Origin of the sequence: Streptomyces sp. NPDC050287 (assembly GCF_044459385.1) — a bacterium.
In the GTDB taxonomy this organism is placed as follows: domain Bacteria; phylum Actinomycetota; class Actinomycetes; order Streptomycetales; family Streptomycetaceae; genus Streptomyces.
In genome coordinates, this window is record NZ_JBITIY010000002.1 from 597,215 (window position 1) to 620,739 (window position 23,525).

Genomic DNA, 23,525 nt, shown 5'->3' on the forward strand with positions numbered 1-23,525 from the left:
ACGAGCGCCCAGAACAACATCACGCCGAGCCCCTGACCAGCCACTTCAAGCTGGCGCACGGTCAGTGAATGGTGATCTGCTCGATCTTGTGAACCTTGCCGCTGGGGGCACCGGAGGCGCGGCCGAGGTCGAAGGCCATGAACTTGGGGAGTCGGCCCGAGTCGTACTGTGGGCCGCCCAGGACCGTGCGGTACTTGACGCTCACCTCGTTGTTGCCAGCATCAAGGACTCCTCTGATGCTCGTCAGTTCCGCGTGACGCGGTTCGAGGAGTGAGACGAGCCGACAGCCCAACAGGTTGTCAAGCAAAGGCAAGGTCACGAAGAGCGCTGGAACGAGGCGTGGTCCGCCTGAAGTCCTGGCGGATCCTCCGCAGAGCCCGGTGCGGCCCGAATCGAATGTGGTCCTTGCCGCAGCCGCCCTCACCCTGGAGCGGCACTGCTGAAAAGGCTCACGGCTTGGCCACCGGCGCCTGGAGTTCGGTCACCCAGTCGTCGCGGTTGGCCGGGCATTCGAGGTTGATCTCGCGGGGGTATCCGGCTGACCGGTACCCGTTCTCGTCGATCCAGAAGGCCAGGGTCTGGGCCGTGGGCAGCACGGTGTCCATCGAGCCGCGGTGCACGATGGTCGCCGCCTGGTCGACGGGCGGCAGGTCGAGCACCCGGAAGGCGCCGTCGTCCTGGAGGGGGGCCGCGACCTGGACGGCGGCGTGGACGCTGATCCTGCCGCCGCCCTCCGGGGCGTCCTCGTAGTAGGCGACCCCGGGCCCTGCGGGCGCTACCCCGGCCGTGTCCAGGCGGCGGAACAGCTCGTCGTAGAGGGGCCCGATGACCGGGCTGATGTCCTCGGGCCCGTAGCTCGCGGCGGTCGCGGTCAGTTCCGCCACCCGGATCGCCGGGACGGTCTTGATGACGACGTCGTTCGTGGGCATGTGCCCCTCGCTCTCGATCGACCGGAGCCTCGCCTCGACCTGGACCAGCCGCGCCGCCGCGGCGGCCATGGCGATCTCCAACTCGGCCTGCCGCAGCCGCAGCATCGCGCGCAGTTCCTCGGTGCTGACCTTCTCGTCCAGGATCTGCCGGACCTGCTGGAGGGTCAGTCCGAGGTCTTTGAGCGCGATGACGCGGTTGAGGCGGGCCAATTGGGCAGCCTCGTAGTACCGGTAGCCGGTGGCGGGGTCGACATGGGCCGGGCGCAGCAGTCCCGTGGCGTCGTAATGACGCAGCATGCGGACCGATACGCGGCCGTGCCGGGCGAAGTCTCCGATGGTGAACATGATGTCTCCGAGTTCAGCGCCTGACACGGTGTGAGGGTCAACAAGGCTTCCCGCTCGGCATGCGCTGAACTCGACGGTCAGTCGAAGACCCCCCAGCAGATGTCGTTGCGCAGCCGCTGGTCATCGAGCACGAGCTCGCGGATCGCCTCCGGGAGCTGATCGCGCTGCCACTGGCACTCAAGGCGTCCCGCGGTCTCGCGCTCGCCATCCGGTGCCGCCGCGCGTGCGGCCTTGATCGCGTAGGCGGCCGCGCCGAGTTCGTGCGCGGCGACGTGGGCGACGGCCCCGGCCTGGCCGGCTGCGTACGCGGCATGCCGTGCTGCCCCACGCAGGTCTCTGGCCGCCCCCATCGCATGGCCGCCCGCCGCGCGGGCCTGCATCATCTTGACCTCGCCACGCACCCAGGCCCGGGCGTGCTCGATCGCCTGGCGCGGTCGCGGGTCTCCGGGGCGGGCCGACTCGAAGAGGTCGAGGACGTGCTCCGCGCAGGAGGCGGCCCATAGAGCGAGGAGACGGTGATCCGCGTCAGTGAGAGTCCCACCCCGGCGGATCGTCACGAAGCGAGGGTCCCGGACCTTCGGGAGGATCATGAGGTGCGGTCCTTTCCGCGCGTATCGGCGCCACCGCCTGCCGTATGCCTCGGCGACCGGTCGGCCGCCTGGCGCAGGGAGTGATCGAGAGCGCTCATCAGCCGGGCGACACGGTTGCTGCCGCCTGGCGCGGGTGGGTAGCGGCGGAGCACATCGATGAGCACCGGTGTCGCGCGGTGCCGTGACCGTTCCAGCAGGGCCTCGCCGATCGCCGGGTCGCCGCCCGCCTGCAGCTCCCCGATGCGTGCGGCACTCGCCGCGGCTCGCAGGATGTGGCCGACCTGGCCGGCCTGGGCGATGGGGTGCAGGTAGGCGGCCGATGCGGCATCACCGGCGGATCGCGCGGCCAGTCGTGCGGCTTCGGAGGGTGCGGACCGGGCGGCTCGATGAGCGTCGAGGGAAGTGACGCCCTGCAAATTCGTCCGGTTGGCACCGTTGATGAACGTCCAGGCCGCGTCGATCGCCGCCCGGGGGCGCGGATCACCGGGAACAGCCTGTTCATAAACCGGCAGGACGTCCTCCGCGTGCAGAACCACGTAACGCGCCACGATGCGCAGCTCGTCCATCGTGAGCCCGAAGTCTCCGGGCGTGGGGTGCGTGCTCGTGTTCTGCGCCATACCCCTGAATCGTATCTATGAACGCCCGGTGGAGACATCAACACCGCACGTCCACGCGGAAGAGCCACGAACCGGGGCTCTCGAAAGACACGCGGCGGCTGCGGGACACCGGTCCGTGACGGACGCGGTGTCCCGCCCGATGTACTGCGGGGATGTCAACGTTCCCGATCGAAAGGATCGAAAGGGACGGCTACGGCAACCCGTGCACGTGCGGCCCCACCGCCCCCGACCACGCGTTCCCCGCAGCCGCATCCCAGTTCGTCGACCACGTCATGGCCCCCCGCAGCTCCGGATACGTCCGCGACGGCTTGAACGACCCGCACCCCGTGCCCTTCGTCAGGCAGTCCAGCGCGTTGTTCACCACGGAGGGCGACACGTACCCGCTGCCCGCCCCGCTCGGGGAGGCCGGCAGGCCGAGGCCCACCTGGGACGGGGACAGGCCGCCCTCCAACTGGATGCAGGCCAGCGCCGTGAGGAAGTCGACCGAGCCCTGGCTGTACACCTTGCCGTCGCAGCCCAGCATGGAACCGCTGTTGTAGTACTGCATGTTGACGACGGTGAGGATGTCCTTCAGGTTCAGTGCGGTCTGGAAGTACGCGTTGGACGTCGACTGCATGTCGATCGTCTGCGGGGCCATGGTCAGGACCAGGGACGCGCCCGCCTTCGCCGACAGGGACCGCAGCGCCTGGGTCATGTACGTCGCGTTGAGGCCGTTCTCCAGGTCGATGTCGACGCCGTCGAAGCCGTACGTCTGCATCAGGGAGTAGACCGAGTTCGCGAAGTTCGTCGCCGACGTCGGGTCGCTCACCGACACGGTGCCGTTCTGGCCGCCGATCGAGATGATGACCTTCTTGCCGGCCGCCTGCTTCGCCCTCACATCCGCCTTGAACTGGTCGACCGTGTAGCCGCCGAGGCCGGCCGAGTCCAGGGTGAAGGTGACGGCGCCCGGTGTCGTCGTCGCGTCGGCGAAGGCGACGGCGATGATGTCGTACGGGGACTGGACGTCCGAGAGTTTCTGGACCGTCGCCCCGTTGTTGAAGTTCTGCCAGTACCCCGTCACGGCGTGCTTGGGCACCGCGCCCCCGCCACCGCCCGGGGACGTCGTCGTGCGGCCCGTCACCGTCGCCGACTTGGCCGACTCGCCCGCCGCGTTCGTCGCCGTGATCTGGAAGGAGTACGACGTGGCGGGCGCGAGGCCGGTCACCGTGGCCGATGTTCCCGTCACCGCCGTGACCTTCGTACCGTTGCGGTAGACGTTGTAGCCGGTCGCTCCCGACACGGTGTTCCAGGCCAGGGACACCGACGAGGAGGAGGTTCCGGTCACGGACACGCCGCTCGGCGCCGCCGGGATCGTGGGCTGCGGATCGCCACCGCCGCCGCCGTCGGGGCCGTACACCGAGACGTCGTCGGCGTAGTACGCCGCCTGGCCGTACCAACCGTGCGTGTACACGGTCACCGAGGTCGTCGACGAGCCCGTGGTGAACGTCGTCGACAGTTGCTTCCACGAGGACGAATCCGGGGTCCAGGTCGAGACGTCCGTCGTGCCCGTGCCCGTCGCTCCCAGGTACGCGTAGCCGCCCTGCACCCACGCGCTCAGCGTGTACGTCGAGTTGGGCTTGACGGCCACCGACTGGGTGCACTGGGCGTTGTCCTGGCCGGCCGGCGTCGCCTTCAGGGCGGCCGAGCCGCCGTGCACCGGGGACGAGACGGTCGTACCGCTGCCGCCCGAACACGTCCAGCCGGCCAGGCCCGACTCGAAGCCGGCGTTCTTCGTGTTGTTGGTGTCGGCCGCCGCGGCCTGGCCCGCGCCCGCCGTTGCGGCGGCCAGGGCGAGGAGCGTCGCGGTGACGGCCCCGGCGAGGGTTCGTGTCCGTCTGCGTCTGGGCATGCCTGATTCGCGGTGCACTGGTGCCTCCGGTGGGGGAGAGGGACAGAGGGGCGGAGGTGCAAGAGGTGCGAGAGGTGCGAGAGGTGCAAGAGGGGTGAGGACGACGACGGTGGCCACCGCGTGTCCTAAGAGTTGGTCCAGACCAATTGGCTGTCAAGGGTTCGGTCCGCAGTCGTGCGGAACGGGCGGCTCCAACTCGCCCTCCACGTCCCGGGCTCGTGGCACATGCGCCCCATCTGGGCTGGAATGGCCGACTTTTTGGCGCTCAAGAGCAGTAGGAAGTCACAGAAACGCTGTTCTCCGGTCACAGGGGCGTGGATACAGTGCTCAGGTAGTCACGCAGTGAAGTCGACGGGGTGTGCCGGAGTGACGCCGGCGGGCCTACGGGCATGGGGATCCGGGGAGCTGCGCGTGCCAACTGCCATTGCTGTGACCAGTGCCGACATGGCGCTGCCGCCGCAGGACGACCGAACCATGCCCGCGGCCGTCCTGCCGGACCTGGACCGCCAGCCGCTCGACCGGTCGCTGGCGGCCCTGCAGACGCTGATCGACCAGCACGGGCATGTGATCGTCGTCTGCTCGCAGGCCGTCCCCCGGGAGGTGGAGCGGCGGCTGCTCACGGTCCGGTCCCTCCTGGAAAGCGACCGGATCGCCCTGTTCCGGCCCGATCTGCCGCCCCTCGGACTCGCCGTCCTGGCCCGCCAGTTACGCCAGCTCGCCTCCTGCGACCTCAGCCCCGGCGTGCTCGCCTCCGCCGCTCGGCTGCTCACCCACTACCTCCACGCCGGCGCGCTCCTCGGCTCCGTCACCAAGCTCGACCGCGTTCCCGTGAGTCTGAAGTCGCACGCCAAGTCCTGGATGCCGGGCAGCCAGTTCGGTGTGCTCGCCCATCCGCAGCCGCAGCTCGTCCGCATCGGACCCGACGCGACCCTGGCGGGCCCGGAGTTCGCCACCTCGATGCTGGTCGCCCGGGGGCAGCTGCAGTCCGAGTGGGTCACCGCGAAGCTGGCCAAGTCCTGGAGCGTGCAGGGGTTGCGTGAGGTCCCGCTGCCCGCCGAGTCGGCCGAATGGTGGGGCACCGGCAAGCTGATCGAGTTCTGCACCTTCCTGCCGGACCTCTCGGTTCTCTACCAACTGGTCACCTCCGTACGGCAGAACATCTGCCACTGGTGCGGCATCGAGGTCATCGGCGACCGGTGCGTCTTCTGCTCCGCCGTATCGCCCGTAACGCCCGTCCGCGAGAACGAATCGCCCGCGTACGGGAGCCAGTCATCCCCATACGGCAACCAGTCACTCGCGTACGAGAACCGCTCACCCGTGCACAGGAACCAACTGCCCGCCGGGTGAGCCGACCCCGGCCCGCACCCGACCCTGCCCCAGCCCCTCCCACCCGCCAGACCCAACCCCCCCGACGAGGTCGTACGGTTCATGAACTCCCGTCAGCGCCGCGGCGTGATACTCCTGCTCCTGTCGGTTCTGTGCGCCCTCGGCGCGTTCGCCGGCGTGCTGTCCGTCATCAACGACGTGAAGTCCAAGGTCGGCCCCGAGGTCACGGCGTACCGGCTGAAGTCCCGGGTGGAGCCGTACACCAGTCTCAACGCGAGCCAGTTCGAGAAGACCGAGATGCCGAAGCGGTGGCTGCCGGACACCGCGGTCACCGACCTCTCCGACATCCGCGGCAAGATCGCCGTCACCGCGCTGCAGGCCGGCTCCCTGCTGCAGAGCGACATGATCGTCGATCAGCCCGCGCTGCGGCCGGGGCAGCAGGAGGTCGCCATCATGATCGACGCGGCGACCGGTGTGGCGGGAAAGATCACGGCGGGTTCGTCGGTCAACGTGTACGCCACCTTCGAGGGGCAGCGACAGGGCGCTCCCGACCAGTCCAAGATCATCGTGACCGGCGCGAGGGTCATCGACGTGGGCGAGATCCGCGCGCTCCAGCCGGACGCGGACGACCGCACCCGGCAGGAGACCAAGGCCGTCCCGATCACCTTCGCGCTCTCCACCCTCGACGCCCAGCGCATCACGTACGCCGAGTCGTTCGCCAAGGAGGTCCGGCTCGCGCTCGTCGCGCCCGGCACCGACACCACCGTCCCGGAGCGCGACCGCACCTACGAACTCGCCAAGGACAAGTGAGAGGCCGCCCCCATGCCCACGAGGATCCTCCCGGCAGTCGGCGACGCGGACGCGGTGCGGTCCATCACCACGCTGCTCAGTCAGCTCCCGGACGCCGAACCGCTCGCCCCGGTGGTCGACTCCACCCAGCTCATCGACACCCTCGCCCGCCTCGCCGCCGAGTCCATCGACGAACTGCCCGAAGTGGTCGTCGTCCACGAACGCATCGGCCCGGTCCCGGCCCTGGAACTCATCCGCGAGGTCGCCCTCCGCTTCCCGGCCGTCGGCGTCATCCTCGTCACCTCCGACGCCAGCCCCGGCCTCTTCCAGGCCGCCATGGACTACGGCGCCCGCGGCCTGATCGCCCTGCCGCTCGGGTACGAGGAGCTGGCCAGCCGGGTCCAGGCGGTCGCCCAGTGGTCCGTGGGCGTACGGCGGCACCTGGGCGCCGGCGGGGACGTGTTCACCGGCGTCGGCGGCACCGTCGTCACGGTCAGCGGGGCGAAGGGCGGCGTGGGCACCACCCTCACGGCCATCCACCTCGCCCTCGCCGCCCAGGCCTCCGGCCGCAGCACCGCCCTGCTGGACATGGACCTGCAGACCGGGGACATCGCCTCCTACCTGGACGTCCAGTTCCGCCGCTCGGTCGTCGACCTCGCCGCCATCAGCGACATCTCCCCGCGCGTCCTCGCCGACGCCGTCTTCCGCCACGACACCGGCGTCGCCCTGCTTCTCGCGCCCGGCGAGGGGGAACGCGGCGAGGAGGTCACGGACCGCGCCGCCCGCCAGATCGTCAGCGCCCTGCGCTCCCGCTACGAGGTCGTCGTCGTCGACTGCGGCGCCCAACTCGGCGGCGCGGGCGCGGCCGTCGTCGAGATGGCCGACACGGCCCTGCTGGTCACCACGCCCGACGTGGTCGCGGTCCGGGGTGCCAAGCGCACGGTCCGCATGTGGGACCGGCTGCAGATCCGCAAGGCCGAGGAGACGACCGTCGTCGTCAACCGGCACACCCGCGGTACGGAGATCCAGCCCCCGCTGATCCAGAAGATCACCGGCACCCTCGTCGCGGGCACGGCGGTCCCGGCCAACTTCAAGGAACTGCAGAGCGCGGTGGACGCCGGCCGCGTCCACGAACTCGACGGCAAGAGCACGGTGAAGCAGGCCCTGTGGGCCCTCGCGGCCGAACTGGGACTGGTCAAGGGGACCGAGGGCCCCGGCCACCGCGCCGGCCGCTTCCGGGGCGGCGACCGGACGGCGGTCGGCTTCCGACGGCGCAGAGAGCTGGGGAGGTAGCGGTGCCCTTACACGTTCCCCTGCCTGGAGGGAGGGGCCGGCGTCGGGGTCGGGGCCGGGTTCCCGGACGGAGGGACGACGGCCAGGTCACCGTCGAGTTCCTCGGCATGACCCCGCTGATCCTCCTCACCCTGGTGCTGATGTGGCAGTTCGTGCTGCTGGGATACACGTTCACGCTCGCGGGGAATGCTGCGGACGAGGCCGTACGGGCGGGGACGGCGGTTCCGGAGGGCGAGCGGCAGGGGGCGTGTCAACAGGCGGGGCTGGACAAGCTCCCGGACGCGTGGGGCGGCGAGGTGGAGTGCGCCACGTCCGGCGGCTATGTCACGGCCGACGTCACCCTCCACGTCCCCGTCCTCTTCCCGGGCTCGATCGGCTTCCCCTTCGAGGTGAAGGGCCACGCCGGCGCCGTAGAGGAGGTGAAGGACTGAGATGTCGTACGACGGGACGGAGCGAGTTCGCGAGGGCCGCGACCGGGGGCGACGGAACCGGAGCCGAGGTGACCGGAGTCGAGGTGACCGGAGTCGAGGTGACCGGAGTCGAGGTGACCGGAGTCGAGGTGACCGGAACCGACGCGACCGGAGCCCACGCGACCTCGGTCAAGTCGCCCTCGAGTACCTCGGCTTCATTCCGATCCTGATCCTCGTCGCGATGGCGGGCGTCCAGATCGGGCTGATCGCGTACACCGCCCAGCAGGCCGGCACGGCGGCCCGGGCGGGGGCGCGGGCGGCCTCGATCGAGGAGAGCGCGCAGGACGGGTGCGTGAACGCGGTCAGCGACTGGCTGACCGTCGACTGTGCCGCCGCGGAGGGCGGCGACGAGGTCACTGTCACCGCCACCGTCCAGATCCCGTCGATCGTCCCCGGCTGGGACTTCGGCGACGCCCACAAGACCGCCACCATGCCGCTCGACCACTGAGGAAGACACTGAGGAACCACCCATGAGCCTGCGGTCACGCATCAACTCGCCGGAAGAGAACGGCAGCCGGGGCGAGGACGGCCACCTGGTCTCCTCCTACCGGGCCAAGCTCCTGGAGGAGATCGACCTCGCGGAGATGAGCGCGCTGGCCGCGGCCGAGCGCCGGGCCCGCCTGGAGCGGGTGCTCGGGCACATCATCAGCCGGGAGGGCCCGGTCCTGTCGACGGTGGAGCGCTCCCAGCTGATCCGCAGGGTGGTCGACGAGGCGCTGGGCCTCGGCATCCTGGAACCGCTCCTCGAAGACGCGTCCATCACCGAGATCATGGTCAACGGGCCGGACGCGATCTTCGTCGAGCGCGGCGGCCGCGTCGAACAGCTCCCGCTCCGCTTCCCCTCCCACGACCAGCTGATGCAGACCATCGAGCGGATCGTGTCGACGGTCAACCGCCGCGTGGACGAGTCGAATCCGATGGTCGACGCCCGACTCCCCTCCGGCGAGCGCGTGAACGTGATCATCCCGCCGCTGTCGCTCACCGGCGCCGTCCTCACCATCCGCCGCTTCCCCCGCTCCTTCACGCTCAGCGAGCTGGCCGGCTTCGGCTCCCTCGACGAGCACATGCTGTACCTGCTGGCGGGCCTGGTGCAGGCACGGTTCAACATCATCGTGTCGGGGGCGACGGGCACCGGCAAGACGACCCTGCTCAACGCCCTCTCCGGACTGATCCCGGACGGCGACCGCATCATCACCATCGAGGACTCCGCCGAACTCCAGCTCCAGCAACGGCACGTGGTCCGGCTGGAGTCGCGGCCGGCGAACGTCGAGGGCAAGGGCCGTATCACCATCCGCGACCTGGTCCGCAACTCGCTGCGCATGCGCCCCGACCGGATCGTGGTCGGTGAGGTCCGCGGCGGCGAGTCGCTCGACATGCTCCAGGCGATGTCGACCGGCCACGACGGCTCGCTGGCCACCGTGCACGCCAACAGCGCCGAGGACGCGCTGATGCGGCTGAAGACCCTCGCCTCCATGTCCGAGGTGGAGATCCCCTTCGAGGCGCTGCACGACCAGATCAACAGCGCGGTCGACGTCATCATCCAGCTCACCCGGTTCGCCGACGGGGTCCGCCGTATCACCGAGATCGCCCTGCTGGACAGCCACGGCAGCGAGCCGTACCGCCTGGCGACGGTCGCCCGCTTCGACGCGCGGCCGATGGCCGCCGACGGCCGGATCTACGGCGCCTACCAGCACTTCCCGCTCCCGCGCCGCACCGCCGACCGCCTCTACATGGCGAGCCAGCCCACACCCCAGGCCTTCGGCGTGGCCCAGTCCGCAGATCAGCTAGCCATCCGAGAAGCCAGGTAGGACCGCCCCCATGGACCCAGATCTGAAGAACCTCGTCACGCTCACCATCGGCGTCACCCTGCTGACCTCCCTACTGGCCGTCATCGGCGTGCACACCTACGCCAAGGGCAAGGCCCAGCGGGCCGCGCTCGTCGAACGGCTGTCGTCCGCAGGGCAGATACCGGTCACCGGCCGCCGGCGCCGCTTCCGCAACCTGGACCGCCGGCTGCGTCGTACGAAGCTCGGCCGGAAACTGGAACTGCGGCTGGCGGCGACCGGCCTGGACATCACGCCGGGTGAGTTCTTCGCCGCGATGCTGGCGGCGGTGGCGGGCCTGTGGCTGATCGGCCAGGCGACCCTGGCGCCCTTCTTCGGACCGCTCGCCGGACTGCTCGGCATCTGGGCGGCGCTGCAGTTCCTCAGCTGGCAGCGGCAGCAACGCATCGAGAAGTTCATCAACCAACTCCCGGAAATGGCCCGCCTGCTGGCCAACGCCACCCAGGCGGGCCTCGCCCTGCGCACCGCGATCGGCATGGCGGCGGAGGAGCTGGAGGCACCGGCCGGTGAGGAACTCGCCCAGGTGGCCAACCAGTTGGCGATGGGCGCGACCATGGACGACGCGCTCGGCGAGATGGCCGACCGGCTCCCGTCCCGCGAACTGGTCGTCCTGGTCACGACCCTGGTCCTCTCCAACCGGGCCGGCGGCCAGGTGGTCAGCGCCCTGCGAAACCTCACGGAGACCCTGGAGGAACGCAAGGAGACCCGGCGCGAGGTCCGCACCCAGCTGTCCCAGGTGAACATGACGTCGTACGCCGTCCCGGTGCTCGGCGTCGGCTCCCTGTTCCTGATGAACGGGGTGAAGGACGGCGCCCTGGACCGCATGACCGGCTCCCCGGTCGGCCAGGCCGCGGTGATCATCGCGTTCGCGCTGTACGCCGTCGGCTTCGTCCTCATCCGCCGCCTGTCGCGGATCGACGTCTGAACGCCGGGGAAGAGAAGGGAGGGACGGACCGATGGCATACCTGCTGGCCCTGCTGATGGCCCTCGCCGTCTGGGGCGTCTTCACCGGCATCCGCATGTACCGGGCGGACGCGAAACTGCCGAGCGACCTGGTGCTGGCCCTGGAGGTGGGCGCCACCCGCACCGGCGCCGTGGACTCGCTGATCGACCGCATGGGCATGCGCTACGCCCCCGCGGTCCTACGGCTGATGGGCCCGAAGCGGGTCGCCAAGTACCGCCGCAAGATCGACCTCGCGGGCAACCCCGGCGGCCTCACCATCGACCGCTACGCGGCCCGCCGGGCGGTTTACGGCTTCCTCGGCGGGGTTGGCTTCCTGGTGTTCCTGCTCCGCGGCAACATCCTGGTGGCGCTGCTGCTGCTCGCCTTCGGCGCGTTCTGGACGGAGGTCGGCATCTGGTCGGCGATCCGGATCCGCAAGGACGTGATCGAGCGCACCCTGCCGGACTTCCTCGACGTACTGGCGGTCGTCGTCAGCGCGGGCCTCGGCTTCCGCCAAGCCCTGGACCGCGTCGCCTCCAAGTACGAGGGCCCCTGGGCCGACGAACTCCGCATCACCCTGCGCCAGATGGACCTCGGCATGAGCCGCCGCCAGGCCTTCGCGGAGCTGCGCCGCAGGAACGACTCCGAGCAGGTGGCGATGTTCGTGACGGCACTGCAGCAAGGGGAGGAACTGGGCGCGCCCATCGTCGACACCCTCGTCTCCCTCGCCAAGGACATGCGCCGCACGGACGCCCAGAACGCCCGCCGCAAGGCCGCCCGCGCGGTCCCCAAGGCCACGATGATGATCACGACGTTCATGGTCCCGGCCACGATGATCCTGCTGGGGGCGGGCCTGCTCCTGGGGTCGGGCACGGACTTCGGGTCGATCACCGGGGGGTAGGGAGTGGGGAGTATGCGGGTGCGGAGTGTGGGGGTGGGGAGTGTGGGGGTGGGGACATGAAGGTGAGGACGGGGCGGCTGAAGGGCGGGCCGGGCCGGACGGCCAGGCGCTTGAACGGTCATGCGGCAAAGGTGCGGACGGGGCTCGGCGCGGTGGGCGGACCCGGGTTCGGGGCGCCGCACGGACGTACGTCCGTCGAAGGCCATCGACCGCCGAAGGGGCCGGCCGCACCGCACGGCGACGACAGGGGTACGGGCGTCACCGGCGTCACCGACGTCACGGACGGGACCCACAACCCGCCGACGCCCCCCATCTCCCTCCAGGTGAACGCCCTCCAGGCCATGTGCCGCCAGGTCTTCGGGTTCCGGCTGGCGATGATCGCCCTCGCCGCGCCCTCCGCCCTCCTCAACGCCGGCCCCGGCCTCGGTGTCCGCCTCGTCGGCGCCGCCGTCGTCGTCACCTTCATGGGCTCGTACGTCCTCTTCAGGGACTGGGAACGCTTCGGCCCGCTGCTCCTGCGCCACCCCACCCTCCTGGCCGTCGACACCCTCTTCGCCTCCCTGCTCCTGGTCTCCGCGGGGCCGGACACCACGCTCGCCTACGTCAGCGTCTGCACCCCACTTCTCGCGGGCATCGTGTACGGCTGGCGGGGAGCGGCCGTCTTCGCCTCGCTCCAGTCGCTGATCCTCCTGCTCGTGTACGCCACCCTGAAGGACACCCGGGCCGCACCCGCGGACTCCCTTCTCCTCCCGGGTCTGTGCGTCATCACGGGAGCCGTCGGCTCCACCCTGCGCAACCTGATGCTCCGCTTCGGTACCGCCACCCAGGCCCTGACCGCGGTGCAGGCCCGCCTCGCCGCGACGGAGGCGGTCAACGCCGAACGGGCCCGGCTGGCACGGGAGATGCACGACTCCGTGGCCAAGACGCTGCACGGCGTGGCCCTGGCGGCGGACGGCCTGGCGCACTCGGCAGACGCTGCCCGTATCGACCCGGCCCTCATCAGGCAGCAGGCCGAACTCGTCTCCCGCTCGGCCCGCAGAGCAGCCGCCGAGTCCCGTGAACTCCTCGCCGACCTGCGCCGCGAACCGGACTCCGACCACCCCACCGACGTACTCACCGAACTGGCCGCCCGCACCAAGGACTTCAGTACCCGCACCGCGCTCCCCGCCACCTACCACCCCACCGGCGACCGCGCACAGCACCCGCCCCCGCCCCCGATCCCGCCCGCCGTGGCCCACCAGCTCCTCACCATCGCCACGGAGGCCATGGAGAACGCCCACCGTCACGCGTCCGCGACCCGGGTCGACGTGTACGCGGGAGTCCACGACGACGTCCTGCGCATCAGCGTCCACGACGACGGCCGCGGCCTCCCCCCGGACACGACCCTCGAAGAACTCCGCCGCTCCGGCCACTTCGGCCTGGTCGGCATGGTCGAGCGAGCGGCGTCGGTGGGCGCCCGCATCCACATCGGCGAGGGCACGCACGCCAAGGACACGCACGCCAAGGACACGCACGCCAAGGGCACGTACGCCAAGGGCACGGAGGTCCGCCTGGAGCTCCCTTTGAAGGCACCGCCCCCGGGATCCCCGTGACGAGGACGACGATGGATTCGATCAACGCGATCAACGCGACGAAGACGCAATCGGGCACCTCCTCCATGCGGGTGGTCGTGGCCGACGACAACCCGGTGGTCCGGGCAGGCCTCACCGCCCTGCTCTCCGGCCGCCCGGACATCACGGTCGTGGCGGAGGCCGCGGACGGCCACGAGGCCTGCGAGGCGGCCCGTCTGCACCGCCCCGACGTCGTCCTCCTGGACGTCCGCATGCCCGGCCTGGACGGCATCTCGGCACTCCCGTACCTCGTGACGATCGCCCCGGTGATGATGCTGACCTACAGCCGGGAGCAGCAGATCGTGGAGGAGGCCCTGCGCCGGGGCGCCGGCGGCTACCTCGTCCACGGCGAGTTCACCGCCGACCAGCTGGTGTCCGCCGTACGGGACATCGAGGAGGGCCGAGCCCACTTCACCCACACGGCGGCGGGAGCGCTGCTGGCTCAGCTGCGAGCGGCAAGTGCGACTGCATACGAAGTCCAACCTTCCGCTTCTTCTCATGAGCAAAGTCAACTGACGCCTGTGGTAGGTGATTTACCCTTACCGTACATCCGGCCCCCATGCGATTTTCCAGAAACCACTTCACGACTGCAACCAGTTGTGGCACAGTCGTCGTCGGGGCTCAGGGGTGCCCTCAGTGCCAGGGAGGCGGAGATCATGGACCTCATCACGTCGGGGATGAGCAACCAGCAGATCGCCGCCGCCTGCTTCATCAGCGAGAAGACGGTCAAGAACCACATCAACCGCATCTTCGCCAAGCTCCACAGCACGACCCGCTCCGAGGCCACGGCCAAGTGGCTCGGCACGGCGCCCGGTTCACACCGAGGTGTGGGATGAACCGCGACTGGGCCCGGGATTGGGCCCACGGACCCTGTGCCGAACCCGATGCTCCGGTCTACGCTGCGCGCGTCGGAGGCGACGACATCGGAGGACACCCCCATGAACAACTGGTTCAACACGACCGTCTCGTACCTTCGCGCCCGCGCCGCGCGCAACGACGAGGGTCAGACGGCGGTGGAGTATCTGGGGATCATCGCGGTGGTGGTGGCGATCGTGTTGGCGATCACGGGGACGGACATCGGGCAGACGATCTACAACGCCATTACGGACAAGATCACCGAGGTTACCGGCGGTTGACGTGGCCCTCTAGGGGCAGCGACACAGGGCAGGCCTTCCCCATCTACATCACGGTGGTGGCGGGTCTGCTCCTTCTTGCGTTCGCATACCTCGCGGTCGGCCAGGCTGCGGCGAATCGGAACGGTGCCCAGACGGCGGCAGACGCGGCGGCACTCGCGGCTGCCCTGGATACTCGGGACGATCTTGCCGTCGAATGGAAGGCGAACGTACTCGATCCGACCAAGTGGCAGGCCATCTTCGACGGTGACGGTGTGCCTTACGCCGGATGCGGGCGGGCGCAGCAGCTGGCGGCGCAGAACGACGCCACTGCGGACTGCGGTCCGGCAGCGGGGCTGCTCCCCGGCTACACGGTCGAAGTGGAGACCAACAAGCCCGTTGGCGACTCCATCATCCCCGGCACTGAGACCATGCACTCGGTGGAGACCGCCACGGCCGTCATCGAGCCGCTCTGCACGTTCGAGCCGCCCGGGGAGGGCGGCGAGGGGGACGTGCTGCCAGAGCTCTCCTGCAAGGACAGGGACTGGATTCTGAAGCCCGACGACCTCGATGTTCTCCCTGAACCCGAGGACCTCTTCGACGTCCACCTGGCCGACTGACAAGCGAATGACGAGTGATGAAGGAAGCGGAGCGATGAGCGTTCGGTTCACTGCGAAGGCCCGAAGGGGGATGGTCGCACTGACCGTTGCGGCCGGACTGGCCGTCGGCGTGGCCGGCTGCGGGGGAGGCGGCGAGGACAAGAAGCCGGAAGCGTCGGCGTCGGAATCCAGGGACGGCGGCTCCAAGCCGAGCACTCAGGAAGGGCAGTCGGGGGCTCCCGTAGCCGAGTCCAAGGGGCCCGACGGGCTTCTGCTCCAAATCACCTCGGTGAATCGAGACTCCGGGGGATTCCTCACGGTGAGCGGCAATCTGAAGAACGACGGCGGTAAATCGCTCACAATTCCCGCGCAGTTGAGCGGCAGCGAAACCGAGATCATCAGAAACGGCCGATCCTTCGGCGGGGCCACGCTGGTGGACTCGAAAGGAAAGAAGCGTTACTACGTGCTGCGTGACACCGACGGCCGCCCGCTGACCACTACGGGCGTCTCGACCGTCAAGTCCGGCGAAACCATTCCGGTGTTCATGCAGTTCCCCGCCCCGCCCGCCGACACGTCTGAAGTGTCCTTCCAACTGCCCATGTTCGCGCCTGCTGACCTCACGATCTCCGGGTGAGGTCCCTGATGTCCCACACCTCCCCCCGCCTCGCCCTGATCCTCACCGCCGCCACCCTCATGGCGGCCGTCACCACGACCTCGGCCCACGCCGACACCACCCCCAGCGTCCCCCCCGGCACCGAACCCACCGCCTCCGCCCCCGTCACCGTGGACCCCGCCGACCCCGACCTGAAGCTCCCCGAGGGCGCCACCCTCGCCGATCCCAAGGTCCTGGACATCAAGCAGGTCGTCGAGGACCAGAGCGGGGACGAACGCCGGGAGGACACGAACGCGGACGTCAAGTTCGCGCTCCAGGCCGAGGTCCTGTTCAGCAAGGACAGCGCGAAGCTGAGCGGGGAGTCGAAGGCCCGTATCTCCGCGATCGCGGCGGAGATCAAGAACCAGAACGCCACGAAGATCCGTGTCTTCGGCTTCACGGACGACCTCGGCTCCTCGGCGCACGGCGACGTCCTGTCCAAACAGCGCGCCAACGCCGTACAGGAGGTCCTGGACCAGGAACTCAACGCCCCGAACATCACCTTCGAGGTCCGCGGCTACGGCGAGCAGTACCCGATCTCTTCCAACGCGACGGAATCCGGCCGCAAGAAGAACAGGCGAGTCGAGGTCTCCTTCCCCCGTGGAGAGAACTGAACCGCGAGCTCTGCAGGAACGGGGCGGGGAAGCGGGGGAGCACAAGTGACCATACTCATGGTGGCCGCCGCCCTGTACGGGGTGCTGCAACTCGCCGCCCTCTCCTGCCCGACCGGCTCCGTACGCCTCTCCACCGTTGTTGCTGGCAGGAGGCCTGTACACGCGGGTCCGCCGACAGTGGGGCCTGACGGACTTCACGGTCCTGGGCGCCGCCCTGGGCGCCGGCTTCGGCCTCCTTGAGGCCCTGCTGCGCTACTCCCTCGACGCCGACCGCGCCCTGTCCCGTCACGGCGGTTGGCTGATCCCCGACAGCCTGTCACCGCCGTACGTCCCGGGCTGGGGCGAGGTGGCCACGTCCTGGCTGCCGTCCCCGGCCGCCACCCTGCACCTCGGCCGGACAGGCGACGCCACGGTGGCGACCTTCACTCACCTACGTGGACGACCCTGGCAGGCCTGGCGGTCGGCATCCTGTGGCAAGCCCGCGGCCGGTGGAAACCCCTGGGGGTGCTCCCCTTCGCCGCGGCGGTGGCCCACCACACGCTGAACAACTACGCCGCCGGACCCGGTCACGGACGTGGCGATGCCGCCCGGTGGCTGGAAACCCTCGACGACAAACTCTGGGCGGCCCCTGCCCTCGCCCTGCTCCTGGCGATGACGGCAGACCTCATCTGCTTGCACCGCGCGAAGCGAACACTCCCAGGCATACTCCTGGCCGGGGAACGAACGAACGGCGACACGCCAGGCACCCTCATCCGCTACGCGTCCTGGCGATGGCCCTGGACTCCCCTGATAACCCTGCGTTTCATACAACTGCGCAGAGCGCTCTGCTACGAGGCATCCGCCCCGTCCTTCGACCCCGCCCCGCACGCCCTCGGGGAACCCTTGCACCGAGCGGTGGCCGACACGGCCACCCGGATCGACGCCACCGACAACCCCCACGCCTGGAGCCGCCCGGCTGCCGTCCATGTCCGTGACCGCATCAGAGCGGCCCGAACCGGCACGGCACAGCGTGGACGACGACTGCTCCTGGCCCTCATCCCCTTTGCCCTGGTCCTGCCAGCCATCCTTTTCCTGGGCGTCGGCTCATTCAAGACCACGGCCGGCCTCCAGGAGTACTTCACGACGGGCACCGGCCCCCAGATCCTCCAGGCTTGCGCGGCAGCCGCCGTGGTCTGGACGGCCTGGCTCCTGACGGTGCTGCTCCGCACCTGGCGGCAGGCCACTACTCTTCTCCTGGCTGAACCCCTGGCCGTCCACCGCTTCCGCGTCTCGACGGCGCTGTCCTCCGCCACGACCGGAACTCTTCTGCTCCGGCGAAGCACGACCTCGTCCGGCGGCCCCGACGGCCCCGTCATCCCCACCAGCCACCTCCTCGAGGCCCTCGACCACTTCCTCGTCTACCTGGGCTTCGCCCTGCTCCTCCTCTCCCTCTTGGCCCTCTTCCCACCAGGGGCGGGCCTCGCAAGACCCTTGAACCGGGAGCCGCTCCGAACTCCGTGAAGAACACGTTGAACACGGCCAAGAAGCAGGCGCGCGATGCCGTCGTCGACGCACGTGGGAGCGGTCTTGCCGAAAGCGGAGCACGGGACGGGTTGGAAAAATTCCTGCGCAACAATCCGCCGGGCCGGATGAACTCGATTCGGATCATTGGCGACGGATACACGATTACTTGGCCCTAGGAATATCGTATGAGCGAGTACCACTGCATCTTCCTGCATCCCGGATTTCCGCGGGAGCGGGTCGTCCGCGATATCGCGACGGCGTGCGGCGCCGAAGTGAGGCCGGTGGACACCGAGTTCATTGACTGCGCGGCGAACCTCGGGCACGCGGCGGTCGAGGTCGAGTTCACCCATGAGTACGAGGACGACCACGGCATGGCGTTCGAGCGGTACGACTCGCTCTTCACCGTGCGCGACTTCGACTCGAACCTGGAGCGCCAGGAGGCAACAGCGCGGCAGATCTTCGAGAACCTGTCCGCACTGGGTCGCTACGACCTGATCCTTGTACGGGACTTGCAAGAATTGCTCGCTTCTTCCGGACCGGCATCGACCTGAGTGAAATCACCAGCCGATCAGCTGATCACGCGGCCGTCTGCTCGACCACTGCCTCGGCATCCGCATCTCCTACCAGCCCACCTCCGCCACCTCGACCCGCACCCCCACCCGCACCCCCCACCCCTCCATCGCCCCCGCCTCCGCCTCCAGCACATGCCGGGAACGGAGCCGGGGCAGGCCCAGGCGCCCCGGCTTCATGGTGCGGACGGCGATGACGTTCAGGTGGCGGTCGAGGTAGGCGACGTCGATGGGGAACCGCATACGGAAGGTGTGCACGCTGCCCGCGGGGGAGAGGAGCAGCGCCCCGTCGACGCCGTCCCGTCCCAGCAAGCCCTTCGTGCGGGCCCGGTAGGAGGCCGCGATCTCCAGCGGCACGGTGATCCGCGTCGCCGTCGCCCCGTCGTGCCCGTCGACCTCGCCGTGCACCACCAGCCTGCCCCGTCCGTCGGACCAGCGCCCCACGCGAGGTCACCTCCCTTGTGTCGCCGCCAACGGCGGAATACCGACCGAACGTATCCGAATCTGGGACCGTGGTGACCAGCCGCGCCGTCGTCCGCGCAACCGGACGAACCGACCGCGAACCGACCGCGAACCGACCGCGAAGTGACCACGAGGTGGCAGAGACATGCGAAAGATCGTCCTGTGGATGTCCGTCTCCCTCGACGGCTATATCGAGGGCCGCGACCGTGACATCAGCTGGCACCGCGTCGATGACGAACTGCTCCGCCACTTCAACGAACTGACCGCGGAGATGGGCGGGATGCTGAACGGCCGGGTGGTCTACGAGCTCATGGCCGCGTACTGGCCCACCGCCGACTCCGACCCCGATATCAACCCGATCATGGCCGAGTTCGCCGGTCTGTGGCGGGAGATCCCGAAGGTCGTCTACTCGCGGACACTCGAGCACGCCGACTGGAACACGACGGTCGTACGGGAGGTCGTCCCGGAGGAGGTCCAGGCGCTCAAGGAGCAACCGGGCGGCGACCTCAGCCTCGGGGGAGCCGACCTCGCGGCCGCCTTCCTGCGCCACGACCTCATCGACGAGTTCCGCGTCTACGTCCACCCGGTCCTCATCGGCACCGGCAAGCCCCTCTTCCCCCAGACCGACTCGGCCGACCCCGCCGACACCCTGAAGGCCCTCCGCCTCATCGAGACCCGCACCTTCGGCAACGGTGTCGTCCTGCTCCGCTACGAGCGCTAGGGCCGTGGCACCGACGCCCGACGCCCGAAAGCCGGCGAAAACGACGTGCCGAGCCGCCGCCGAACGGGTAGTAAGGGCTGCATGACCACTCTCGGAGCCGTGTTCCGCCCCCAGTTGCCGCCCGAACGTCTCCGGGCCGTCGCCCGGCTCGCGGACGACGTCGGGCTCGAGGAACTCTGGCTGTGGGAGGACTGCTTCCTGGAGGGCGGGATCTCGGCGGCCGCCGCCGCGCTCGCCTGGACCGAGCGGGTACGGGTCGGGGTCGGGGTGCTGCCGGTGCCGTTGCGGAACGTCGCCGTCACCGCGATGGAGGCGGCCACCCTGCACCGGCTGTTCCCCGGCCGTGCCGTCCTCGGCGTCGGACACGGTGTGCAGGACTGGATGGGGCAGGTCGGAGCGCGGGCCGAGTCCCCGCTGACGTTGCTGCGCGAGCATCTCGTCGCGCTGCGCGCCCTGTTGCGGGGGGAGAGGGTCACGACCGACGGGCGCTACGTCGCCCTCGACGACGTCACTCTCGACTGGCCGCCGCCCGCTGACGCCGACATCCCGGTGTTCGCCGGAGGCACCGGCCCGCGCACGCTGCGACTCACGGGTGAGGCCGCCGACGGCACCATTCTCACCGCGGCCACCGCCCCCGACGGCGTACGGCGGGCACGCGGGCTCATCGACCAGGGGCGGGCCGCCGCCGGGCGGACCGAACCGCACCGGGTCGTCGTCTACCTCCTCACCGCCACCGGCCCGGACGGCGCCGCCCGGCTGCGCGCCGAACTGGCGGCGGAGGGGCTGGAATCCGTCCCGGAGCTCGGGGTCGCCGGGGACGCCGGCGCCGTCGCCAAGGCCGTCCAGCGGCTGGCCGAGGCGGGCGCCGACTCGGTGATCCTCCAGCCGACGGGCGACGAACCGGACCCCGAGGCATTCGTGCGGTTCACGGCGGAGGAGGTTCGTCCCCTGGTGCCGTGAACCAGCGTGCCGCAACTCCCGGCCACAGCACAGAAAACCGGCAGCGCCCACCGCAGACACCCTGCGACGATCAACCCATGGACCAGTCACCCACCAACCCGCACCCCAGCCACGCCCACGCCCGTCTCCACCCCCGTACCTTCGAGGACCTCGTAGCCGAAGGAGCCGCCGTCCCCACCGAGGGCTGGGACTTCTCCTGGTTCGAGGGACGGGCCACCGAGGAGCGGCCCTCGTGGGGGTACGCCCGGTCGATGGCCGGGCGGCTGGCCGGCGCGACCGCCGCGCTCGACATCCACACCGGGGGAGGCGAGGTCCTGGACTTCGCCCTCCGCACCGCGGCACCCCAGGCGCCCGTGCTCACCGCCGCCACCGAGGTATGGCCGCCGAACGTCGCCAAGGCCACCGCCCTGCTCCGCCCGCGCGGCGTCGCCGTCGTCGCGACACCTCAGGACGCCCCCCTGCCCTTCGCGGACGCGGCTTTCGACCTGGTCGTCAGCCGCCATCCCGTCCGCCCCGACTGGCCGGAGATCGCCCGCGTGCTGCAGCCCGGCGGCACGTACTTCGCCCAGCACGTCGGCCCCGCCAGCGCCTTCGAAGTCGTCGAGTACTTCCTCGGCCCCCAGCCGGACCAGTCCCGCAGCGACCGCCACCCCGACCGGGAACGCGCCGGAGCGGAGGCGGCCGGCCTGGAGATCGTCGACGTGCGCGCCGAGCGGCTCCGTATGGAGTTCCACGACATCGCGGCCGTCGTCCACTTCCTGCGCAAGGTGGTCTGGATGGTCCCCGGCTTCACCGCCGAGGCGTACGAGCCCCAGGTGCGCTCACTGCACGAACAGATCGAGTCCAAGGGCCCCTTCGTCGCCCACAGCACCCGCCACCTCTTCGAGGCCCGCAAGCCAGGCCGCTGAATCCGGGTTGCTGGACCGAGCCGCTGGGCCCGGCCGTCGAACCAGGCCGTTGAGCTCACCCATGCGGCCCCGCCGCGACCGTCCCGACCACCAGCTCGGCCCGTGCCTCCAGTACGTCGCCCACTCGCTCGGCCTGTTCCCCGGGCTCGCGCTCCTGGCGTGCCGTCAGCCTCCTGGACGGTCACTCCCCGTATTTCCACGGCTTCACTGGATTTCCACATTGTTATCGCAGGCGACTCGCAACCTCTCCATGCGTCACATAAGTTCAGACCAAGGTAATTCGCGTGAGCAAAGCTGCGCGGGCGGTGCCGTGCAGCGGAGGGGGCTGCGCGGTGCCGCGTCCCTCACTCGGTGTCAAGCCGGCGATCCCGCTGCCGTCACCCACCGGAGGGAACCCTTCCCTGCGGTTCCCCCCTGGGGCTCCCCCCCGGATTCCGCCGCGATCCGGCCATGCACCAGCCACGAACAGGCGTCCTGCCCACCATCTCGGCGTCGCCGCCCGACTCCGGAGAGTAGTTGTGGCACGCCGATGCACGCAGCATCACTTACGAAGGGTTATGGTGGAAACCCCCCCTCGGGCCGGTCCGTCTCCCCCCCACGGACCGGCCCGTTTTTTGTGCCGTGCGGGGTACCCGTCGAGGGTGCTCACCGCATGCAGCTCAGGGCGCGGGCCGTACCGATGTGCGGCTCCGCCGTGTGGGTGCGACCGGCCGCGGCCGGACCCGCGGCCGCCAACGCGCAGGCGCACCCCCGTAGTAGGCGCCGACAACCCGCTCGCACCCCGAAGAGAAACAGCGCGGTACCCTTCGGCTCGCGGGGACCGCATCCGCACGGAGGGGCTGACAATCACGTGAACCTGCGCGACACACTGCGCGGCCTGCTCGTCAGGCTGTACACGCGCCGGGTGGAAGGCCACCTGGACCACGCCCAGGTGCCCAAGCACATCGGCGTCGTCATGGACGGCAACCGGCGCTGGGCCAAGGCCGCCGGTTCCACCACCGCCCAGGGTCACCGCGCCGGTGCCGACAAGATCGAGGAGTTCCTCGGCTGGTGCACCGAGGCGGACGTCGAGGTCGTCACCCTCTGGCTGTTCTCCACGGACAACTTCGACCGGCCGCAGGAGGAGCTCGTCCCGCTCTTCGGCATCATCGAGGACGTCGTCCGCTCCCTCGCCGCCGACGGCCGCTGGCGGGTACACCACGTCGGCGCGCTCGACCTCCTCCCGCAGGGCATGCAGCAGGCCATCAAGGAAGCCGAGGAGACGACCGCGGAGACCGACGGGATACTGGTCAACGTCGCCATCGGCTACGGCGGCCGCCAGGAGATCGCCGACGCGGTCCGTTCGATGATCCTGGACGCCGCCGACAAGGGCACCTCGATGGAGCAGCTGGCCGAGTCCGTCGACATCGAGACGATCGGCCGTCACCTGTACACCGGTGACCAGCCCGACCCGGACCTCGTCATCCGTACGAGCGGCGAGCAGCGCCTGTCCGGTTTCATGCTGTGGCAGACGGCTCATTCCGAGTACTACTTCTGTGAGGTCTTCTGGCCGGCCTTCCGCAAGGTCGACTTCCTGCGGGCCCTGCGCGACTACGCGGCCCGGCACCGGCGCTACGGCGGCTGAACGGGCTGATTCCACGCCTGCCGTACCCCCGGGTCACCCACCGGGCGCCCCCCGGAAAACTTCCCCGGTACCCCCTTTTGGAGCGGAAGTAACAAGGAGTTCACCAGGGCGCCGTCATAGGTGGCTGCATGGCACCGCATGTTCGAGGGCATAAGCCAAGCAGGCCGACGCCCGAACCACGGGTGTCGGATCTCAGCGGGCGGCACGGGGCCGTCCGCCCGGGAGGCCCTTTGCACCAGCCCGACCGTGCGGTCTC

28 protein-coding genes and 1 pseudogene are annotated in these 23,525 nt (G+C 69.9%); 23 read left to right on the forward strand and 6 right to left on the reverse strand.

Annotation, left to right across the window (positions count from 1 at the left end; genetic code table 11):
* Positions 1 to 61 precede the first annotated feature (61 nt).
* Positions 62 to 205: a hypothetical protein gene (locus ACIBK3_RS08015; protein ID WP_399363007.1), complete on the reverse strand. Its 144-nt coding sequence runs from the start codon at positions 203 to 205 to the stop codon at positions 62 to 64.
* Positions 206 to 300: 95 nt separating this feature from the next.
* Between ACIBK3_RS08015 and ACIBK3_RS08020 the strand changes: the two are divergent.
* A pseudogene (locus tag ACIBK3_RS08020) lies at positions 301 to 443 on the forward strand (IS5/IS1182 family transposase); the annotation flags it as partial.
* Between the two features lie 6 nt (positions 444 to 449).
* Here ACIBK3_RS08020 and ACIBK3_RS08025 read toward each other — a convergent pair.
* The 4 genes from ACIBK3_RS08025 to ACIBK3_RS08040 form a co-directional block, all read right to left on the reverse strand.
* Entirely contained in the window at positions 450 to 1,274 is an 825-nt protein-coding gene (locus tag ACIBK3_RS08025; protein WP_399363009.1) for a MerR family transcriptional regulator, read from the reverse strand.
* A gap of 77 nt (positions 1,275 to 1,351) precedes the next feature.
* On the reverse strand, positions 1,352 to 1,864 hold the full coding sequence (locus ACIBK3_RS08030; protein ID WP_399363011.1) for a putative immunity protein: 513 nt from the start codon (positions 1,862 to 1,864) through the stop codon (positions 1,352 to 1,354).
* Entirely contained in the window at positions 1,861 to 2,430 is a 570-nt protein-coding gene (locus ACIBK3_RS08035) for a putative immunity protein (protein WP_399363013.1), read from the reverse strand. The genes ACIBK3_RS08030 and ACIBK3_RS08035 overlap by 4 nt, the downstream gene beginning before the upstream one ends.
* 241 nt (positions 2,431 to 2,671) lie before the next feature.
* Entirely contained in the window at positions 2,672 to 4,369 is a 1,698-nt protein-coding gene (locus ACIBK3_RS08040; RefSeq protein WP_399363015.1) for a chitinase, read from the reverse strand.
* Positions 4,370 to 4,813: 444 nt separating this feature from the next.
* Here ACIBK3_RS08040 and ACIBK3_RS08045 point away from each other — a divergent pair, with 444 nt between their 5' ends.
* From ACIBK3_RS08045 to ACIBK3_RS08130, 18 genes are all read left to right on the forward strand, one after another.
* Positions 4,814 to 5,716: a hypothetical protein gene (locus ACIBK3_RS08045; RefSeq protein ID WP_399363975.1), complete on the forward strand. Its 903-nt coding sequence runs from the start codon at positions 4,814 to 4,816 to the stop codon at positions 5,714 to 5,716.
* Between the two features lie 81 nt (positions 5,717 to 5,797).
* Positions 5,798 to 6,505, forward strand: coding sequence for a Flp pilus assembly protein CpaB (cpaB, locus tag ACIBK3_RS08050; RefSeq protein ID WP_399363017.1), 708 nt, complete (start codon positions 5,798 to 5,800; stop codon positions 6,503 to 6,505).
* 12 nt (positions 6,506 to 6,517) lie between these two features.
* Entirely contained in the window at positions 6,518 to 7,777 is a 1,260-nt protein-coding gene (locus ACIBK3_RS08055) for a CpaE family protein (protein WP_399363019.1), read from the forward strand.
* Between the two features lie 107 nt (positions 7,778 to 7,884).
* Positions 7,885 to 8,208, forward strand: a complete 324-nt coding sequence (locus ACIBK3_RS08060; RefSeq protein WP_399363021.1) for a pilus assembly protein — start codon at positions 7,885 to 7,887, stop codon at positions 8,206 to 8,208.
* Positions 8,209 to 8,404: 196 nt separating this feature from the next.
* Entirely contained in the window at positions 8,405 to 8,695 is a 291-nt protein-coding gene (locus tag ACIBK3_RS08065) for a TadE/TadG family type IV pilus assembly protein (RefSeq protein WP_399363977.1), read from the forward strand.
* Between the two features lie 22 nt (positions 8,696 to 8,717).
* Positions 8,718 to 10,055: a CpaF family protein gene (locus ACIBK3_RS08070; protein WP_399363023.1), complete on the forward strand. Its 1,338-nt coding sequence runs from the start codon at positions 8,718 to 8,720 to the stop codon at positions 10,053 to 10,055.
* Between the two features lie 10 nt (positions 10,056 to 10,065).
* Positions 10,066 to 11,016 (forward strand): type II secretion system F family protein, encoded by a 951-nt coding sequence (locus tag ACIBK3_RS08075; RefSeq protein WP_399363025.1) that lies wholly within the window; start codon positions 10,066 to 10,068, stop codon positions 11,014 to 11,016.
* A 31-nt stretch (positions 11,017 to 11,047) separates the two neighbouring features.
* Positions 11,048 to 11,935: a DUF5936 domain-containing protein gene (locus ACIBK3_RS08080; protein WP_399363028.1), complete on the forward strand. Its 888-nt coding sequence runs from the start codon at positions 11,048 to 11,050 to the stop codon at positions 11,933 to 11,935.
* A 56-nt stretch (positions 11,936 to 11,991) separates the two neighbouring features.
* The gene (locus ACIBK3_RS08085) at positions 11,992 to 13,527 is read left to right on the forward strand and encodes a sensor histidine kinase (protein WP_399363030.1); all 1,536 of its coding nucleotides are present in this window, start codon (positions 11,992 to 11,994) and stop codon (positions 13,525 to 13,527) included.
* Between the two features lie 11 nt (positions 13,528 to 13,538).
* Positions 13,539 to 14,381: a response regulator gene (locus ACIBK3_RS08090; protein ID WP_399363032.1), complete on the forward strand. Its 843-nt coding sequence runs from the start codon at positions 13,539 to 13,541 to the stop codon at positions 14,379 to 14,381.
* Between the two features lie 102 nt (positions 14,382 to 14,483).
* A complete protein-coding gene (locus ACIBK3_RS08095; protein WP_399363034.1) occupies positions 14,484 to 14,681 on the forward strand; it encodes a Flp family type IVb pilin in 198 nt (65 codons plus the stop codon).
* On the forward strand, positions 14,678 to 15,277 hold the full coding sequence (locus ACIBK3_RS08100; protein WP_399363036.1) for a pilus assembly protein TadG-related protein: 600 nt from the start codon (positions 14,678 to 14,680) through the stop codon (positions 15,275 to 15,277). The genes ACIBK3_RS08095 and ACIBK3_RS08100 overlap by 4 nt, the downstream gene beginning before the upstream one ends.
* Before the next feature lie 34 nt (positions 15,278 to 15,311).
* On the forward strand, positions 15,312 to 15,890 hold the full coding sequence (locus ACIBK3_RS08105) for a hypothetical protein (protein WP_399363038.1): 579 nt from the start codon (positions 15,312 to 15,314) through the stop codon (positions 15,888 to 15,890).
* Positions 15,891 to 15,898: 8 nt separating this feature from the next.
* Positions 15,899 to 16,522: an OmpA family protein gene (locus ACIBK3_RS08110; protein ID WP_399363040.1), complete on the forward strand. Its 624-nt coding sequence runs from the start codon at positions 15,899 to 15,901 to the stop codon at positions 16,520 to 16,522.
* 136 nt (positions 16,523 to 16,658) lie between these two features.
* Positions 16,659 to 17,066 (forward strand): hypothetical protein, encoded by a 408-nt coding sequence (locus ACIBK3_RS08115; RefSeq protein ID WP_399363042.1) that lies wholly within the window; start codon positions 16,659 to 16,661, stop codon positions 17,064 to 17,066.
* Complete coding sequence (locus ACIBK3_RS08120; protein ID WP_399363044.1) at positions 17,027 to 18,022, forward strand: hypothetical protein; 996 nt, start codon at positions 17,027 to 17,029, stop codon at positions 18,020 to 18,022. Before ACIBK3_RS08115 ends, ACIBK3_RS08120 begins: the two co-directional genes overlap by 40 nt.
* Positions 18,019 to 18,201 carry a hypothetical protein gene (locus tag ACIBK3_RS08125; protein ID WP_399363046.1) on the forward strand — a complete coding sequence of 61 codons (183 nt, stop codon included), beginning with the start codon at positions 18,019 to 18,021 and terminating at the stop codon, positions 18,199 to 18,201. The genes ACIBK3_RS08120 and ACIBK3_RS08125 overlap by 4 nt, the downstream gene beginning before the upstream one ends.
* A 9-nt stretch (positions 18,202 to 18,210) precedes the next feature.
* Complete coding sequence (locus tag ACIBK3_RS08130) at positions 18,211 to 18,576, forward strand: hypothetical protein (protein ID WP_399363048.1); 366 nt, start codon at positions 18,211 to 18,213, stop codon at positions 18,574 to 18,576.
* 69 nt (positions 18,577 to 18,645) lie between these two features.
* On the opposite strand, the gene ACIBK3_RS08135 is transcribed toward ACIBK3_RS08130, so the two are convergent.
* Positions 18,646 to 19,038, reverse strand: coding sequence for a DUF192 domain-containing protein (locus tag ACIBK3_RS08135; protein ID WP_399363050.1), 393 nt, complete (start codon positions 19,036 to 19,038; stop codon positions 18,646 to 18,648).
* 163 nt (positions 19,039 to 19,201) lie between these two features.
* Here ACIBK3_RS08135 and ACIBK3_RS08140 point away from each other — a divergent pair, with 163 nt between their 5' ends.
* From ACIBK3_RS08140 to ACIBK3_RS08155, 4 genes are all read left to right on the forward strand, one after another.
* On the forward strand, positions 19,202 to 19,777 hold the full coding sequence (locus ACIBK3_RS08140; RefSeq protein ID WP_399363052.1) for a dihydrofolate reductase family protein: 576 nt from the start codon (positions 19,202 to 19,204) through the stop codon (positions 19,775 to 19,777).
* Positions 19,778 to 19,858: 81 nt separating this feature from the next.
* The gene (locus tag ACIBK3_RS08145) at positions 19,859 to 20,737 is read left to right on the forward strand and encodes an LLM class flavin-dependent oxidoreductase (protein WP_399363054.1); all 879 of its coding nucleotides are present in this window, start codon (positions 19,859 to 19,861) and stop codon (positions 20,735 to 20,737) included.
* A 77-nt stretch (positions 20,738 to 20,814) separates the two neighbouring features.
* The gene (locus tag ACIBK3_RS08150; protein WP_399363056.1) at positions 20,815 to 21,645 is read left to right on the forward strand and encodes a class I SAM-dependent methyltransferase; all 831 of its coding nucleotides are present in this window, start codon (positions 20,815 to 20,817) and stop codon (positions 21,643 to 21,645) included.
* An 850-nt stretch (positions 21,646 to 22,495) separates the two neighbouring features.
* Complete coding sequence (locus ACIBK3_RS08155) at positions 22,496 to 23,269, forward strand: isoprenyl transferase (RefSeq protein ID WP_399363058.1); 774 nt, start codon at positions 22,496 to 22,498, stop codon at positions 23,267 to 23,269.
* Positions 23,270 to 23,525 lie beyond the last annotated feature (256 nt).

Bases quoted from the DNA above. Each gene is read 5' to 3' on its own strand.
- ACIBK3_RS08140 (WP_399363052.1), top strand. From the start codon at position 19,202: ATGCGAAAGATCGTCCTGTGGATGTCCGTCTCCCTCGACGGCTATATC.
- ACIBK3_RS08070 (WP_399363023.1), top strand. From the start codon at position 8,718: ATGAGCCTGCGGTCACGCATCAACTCGCCGGAAGAGAACGGCAGCCGG.
- ACIBK3_RS08085 (WP_399363030.1), top strand. From the start codon at position 11,992: ATGAAGGTGAGGACGGGGCGGCTGAAGGGCGGGCCGGGCCGGACGGCC.
- ACIBK3_RS08035 (WP_399363013.1), bottom strand. From the start codon at position 2,430: ATGGACGAGCTGCGCATCGTGGCGCGTTACGTGGTTCTGCACGCGGAG.
- ACIBK3_RS08025 (WP_399363009.1), bottom strand. From the start codon at position 1,274: ATGTTCACCATCGGAGACTTCGCCCGGCACGGCCGCGTATCGGTCCGC.
- ACIBK3_RS08080 (WP_399363028.1), top strand. From the start codon at position 11,048: ATGGCATACCTGCTGGCCCTGCTGATGGCCCTCGCCGTCTGGGGCGTC.
- ACIBK3_RS08040 (WP_399363015.1), bottom strand. From the start codon at position 4,369: ATGCCCAGACGCAGACGGACACGAACCCTCGCCGGGGCCGTCACCGCG.
- ACIBK3_RS08055 (WP_399363019.1), top strand. From the start codon at position 6,518: ATGCCCACGAGGATCCTCCCGGCAGTCGGCGACGCGGACGCGGTGCGG.
- ACIBK3_RS08075 (WP_399363025.1), top strand. From the start codon at position 10,066: ATGGACCCAGATCTGAAGAACCTCGTCACGCTCACCATCGGCGTCACC.
- cpaB (WP_399363017.1), top strand. From the start codon at position 5,798: ATGAACTCCCGTCAGCGCCGCGGCGTGATACTCCTGCTCCTGTCGGTT.
- ACIBK3_RS08030 (WP_399363011.1), bottom strand. From the start codon at position 1,864: ATGATCCTCCCGAAGGTCCGGGACCCTCGCTTCGTGACGATCCGCCGG.
- ACIBK3_RS08145 (WP_399363054.1), top strand. From the start codon at position 19,859: ATGACCACTCTCGGAGCCGTGTTCCGCCCCCAGTTGCCGCCCGAACGT.
- ACIBK3_RS08150 (WP_399363056.1), top strand. From the start codon at position 20,815: ATGGACCAGTCACCCACCAACCCGCACCCCAGCCACGCCCACGCCCGT.
- ACIBK3_RS08090 (WP_399363032.1), top strand. From the start codon at position 13,539: ATGGATTCGATCAACGCGATCAACGCGACGAAGACGCAATCGGGCACC.
- ACIBK3_RS08095 (WP_399363034.1), top strand. From the start codon at position 14,484: ATGAACAACTGGTTCAACACGACCGTCTCGTACCTTCGCGCCCGCGCC.
- ACIBK3_RS08060 (WP_399363021.1), top strand. From the start codon at position 7,885: ATGACCCCGCTGATCCTCCTCACCCTGGTGCTGATGTGGCAGTTCGTG.
- ACIBK3_RS08105 (WP_399363038.1), top strand. From the start codon at position 15,312: ATGAGCGTTCGGTTCACTGCGAAGGCCCGAAGGGGGATGGTCGCACTG.
- ACIBK3_RS08045 (WP_399363975.1), top strand. From the start codon at position 4,814: ATGGCGCTGCCGCCGCAGGACGACCGAACCATGCCCGCGGCCGTCCTG.
- ACIBK3_RS08130 (WP_399363048.1), top strand. From the start codon at position 18,211: ATGAGCGAGTACCACTGCATCTTCCTGCATCCCGGATTTCCGCGGGAG.
- ACIBK3_RS08110 (WP_399363040.1), top strand. From the start codon at position 15,899: ATGTCCCACACCTCCCCCCGCCTCGCCCTGATCCTCACCGCCGCCACC.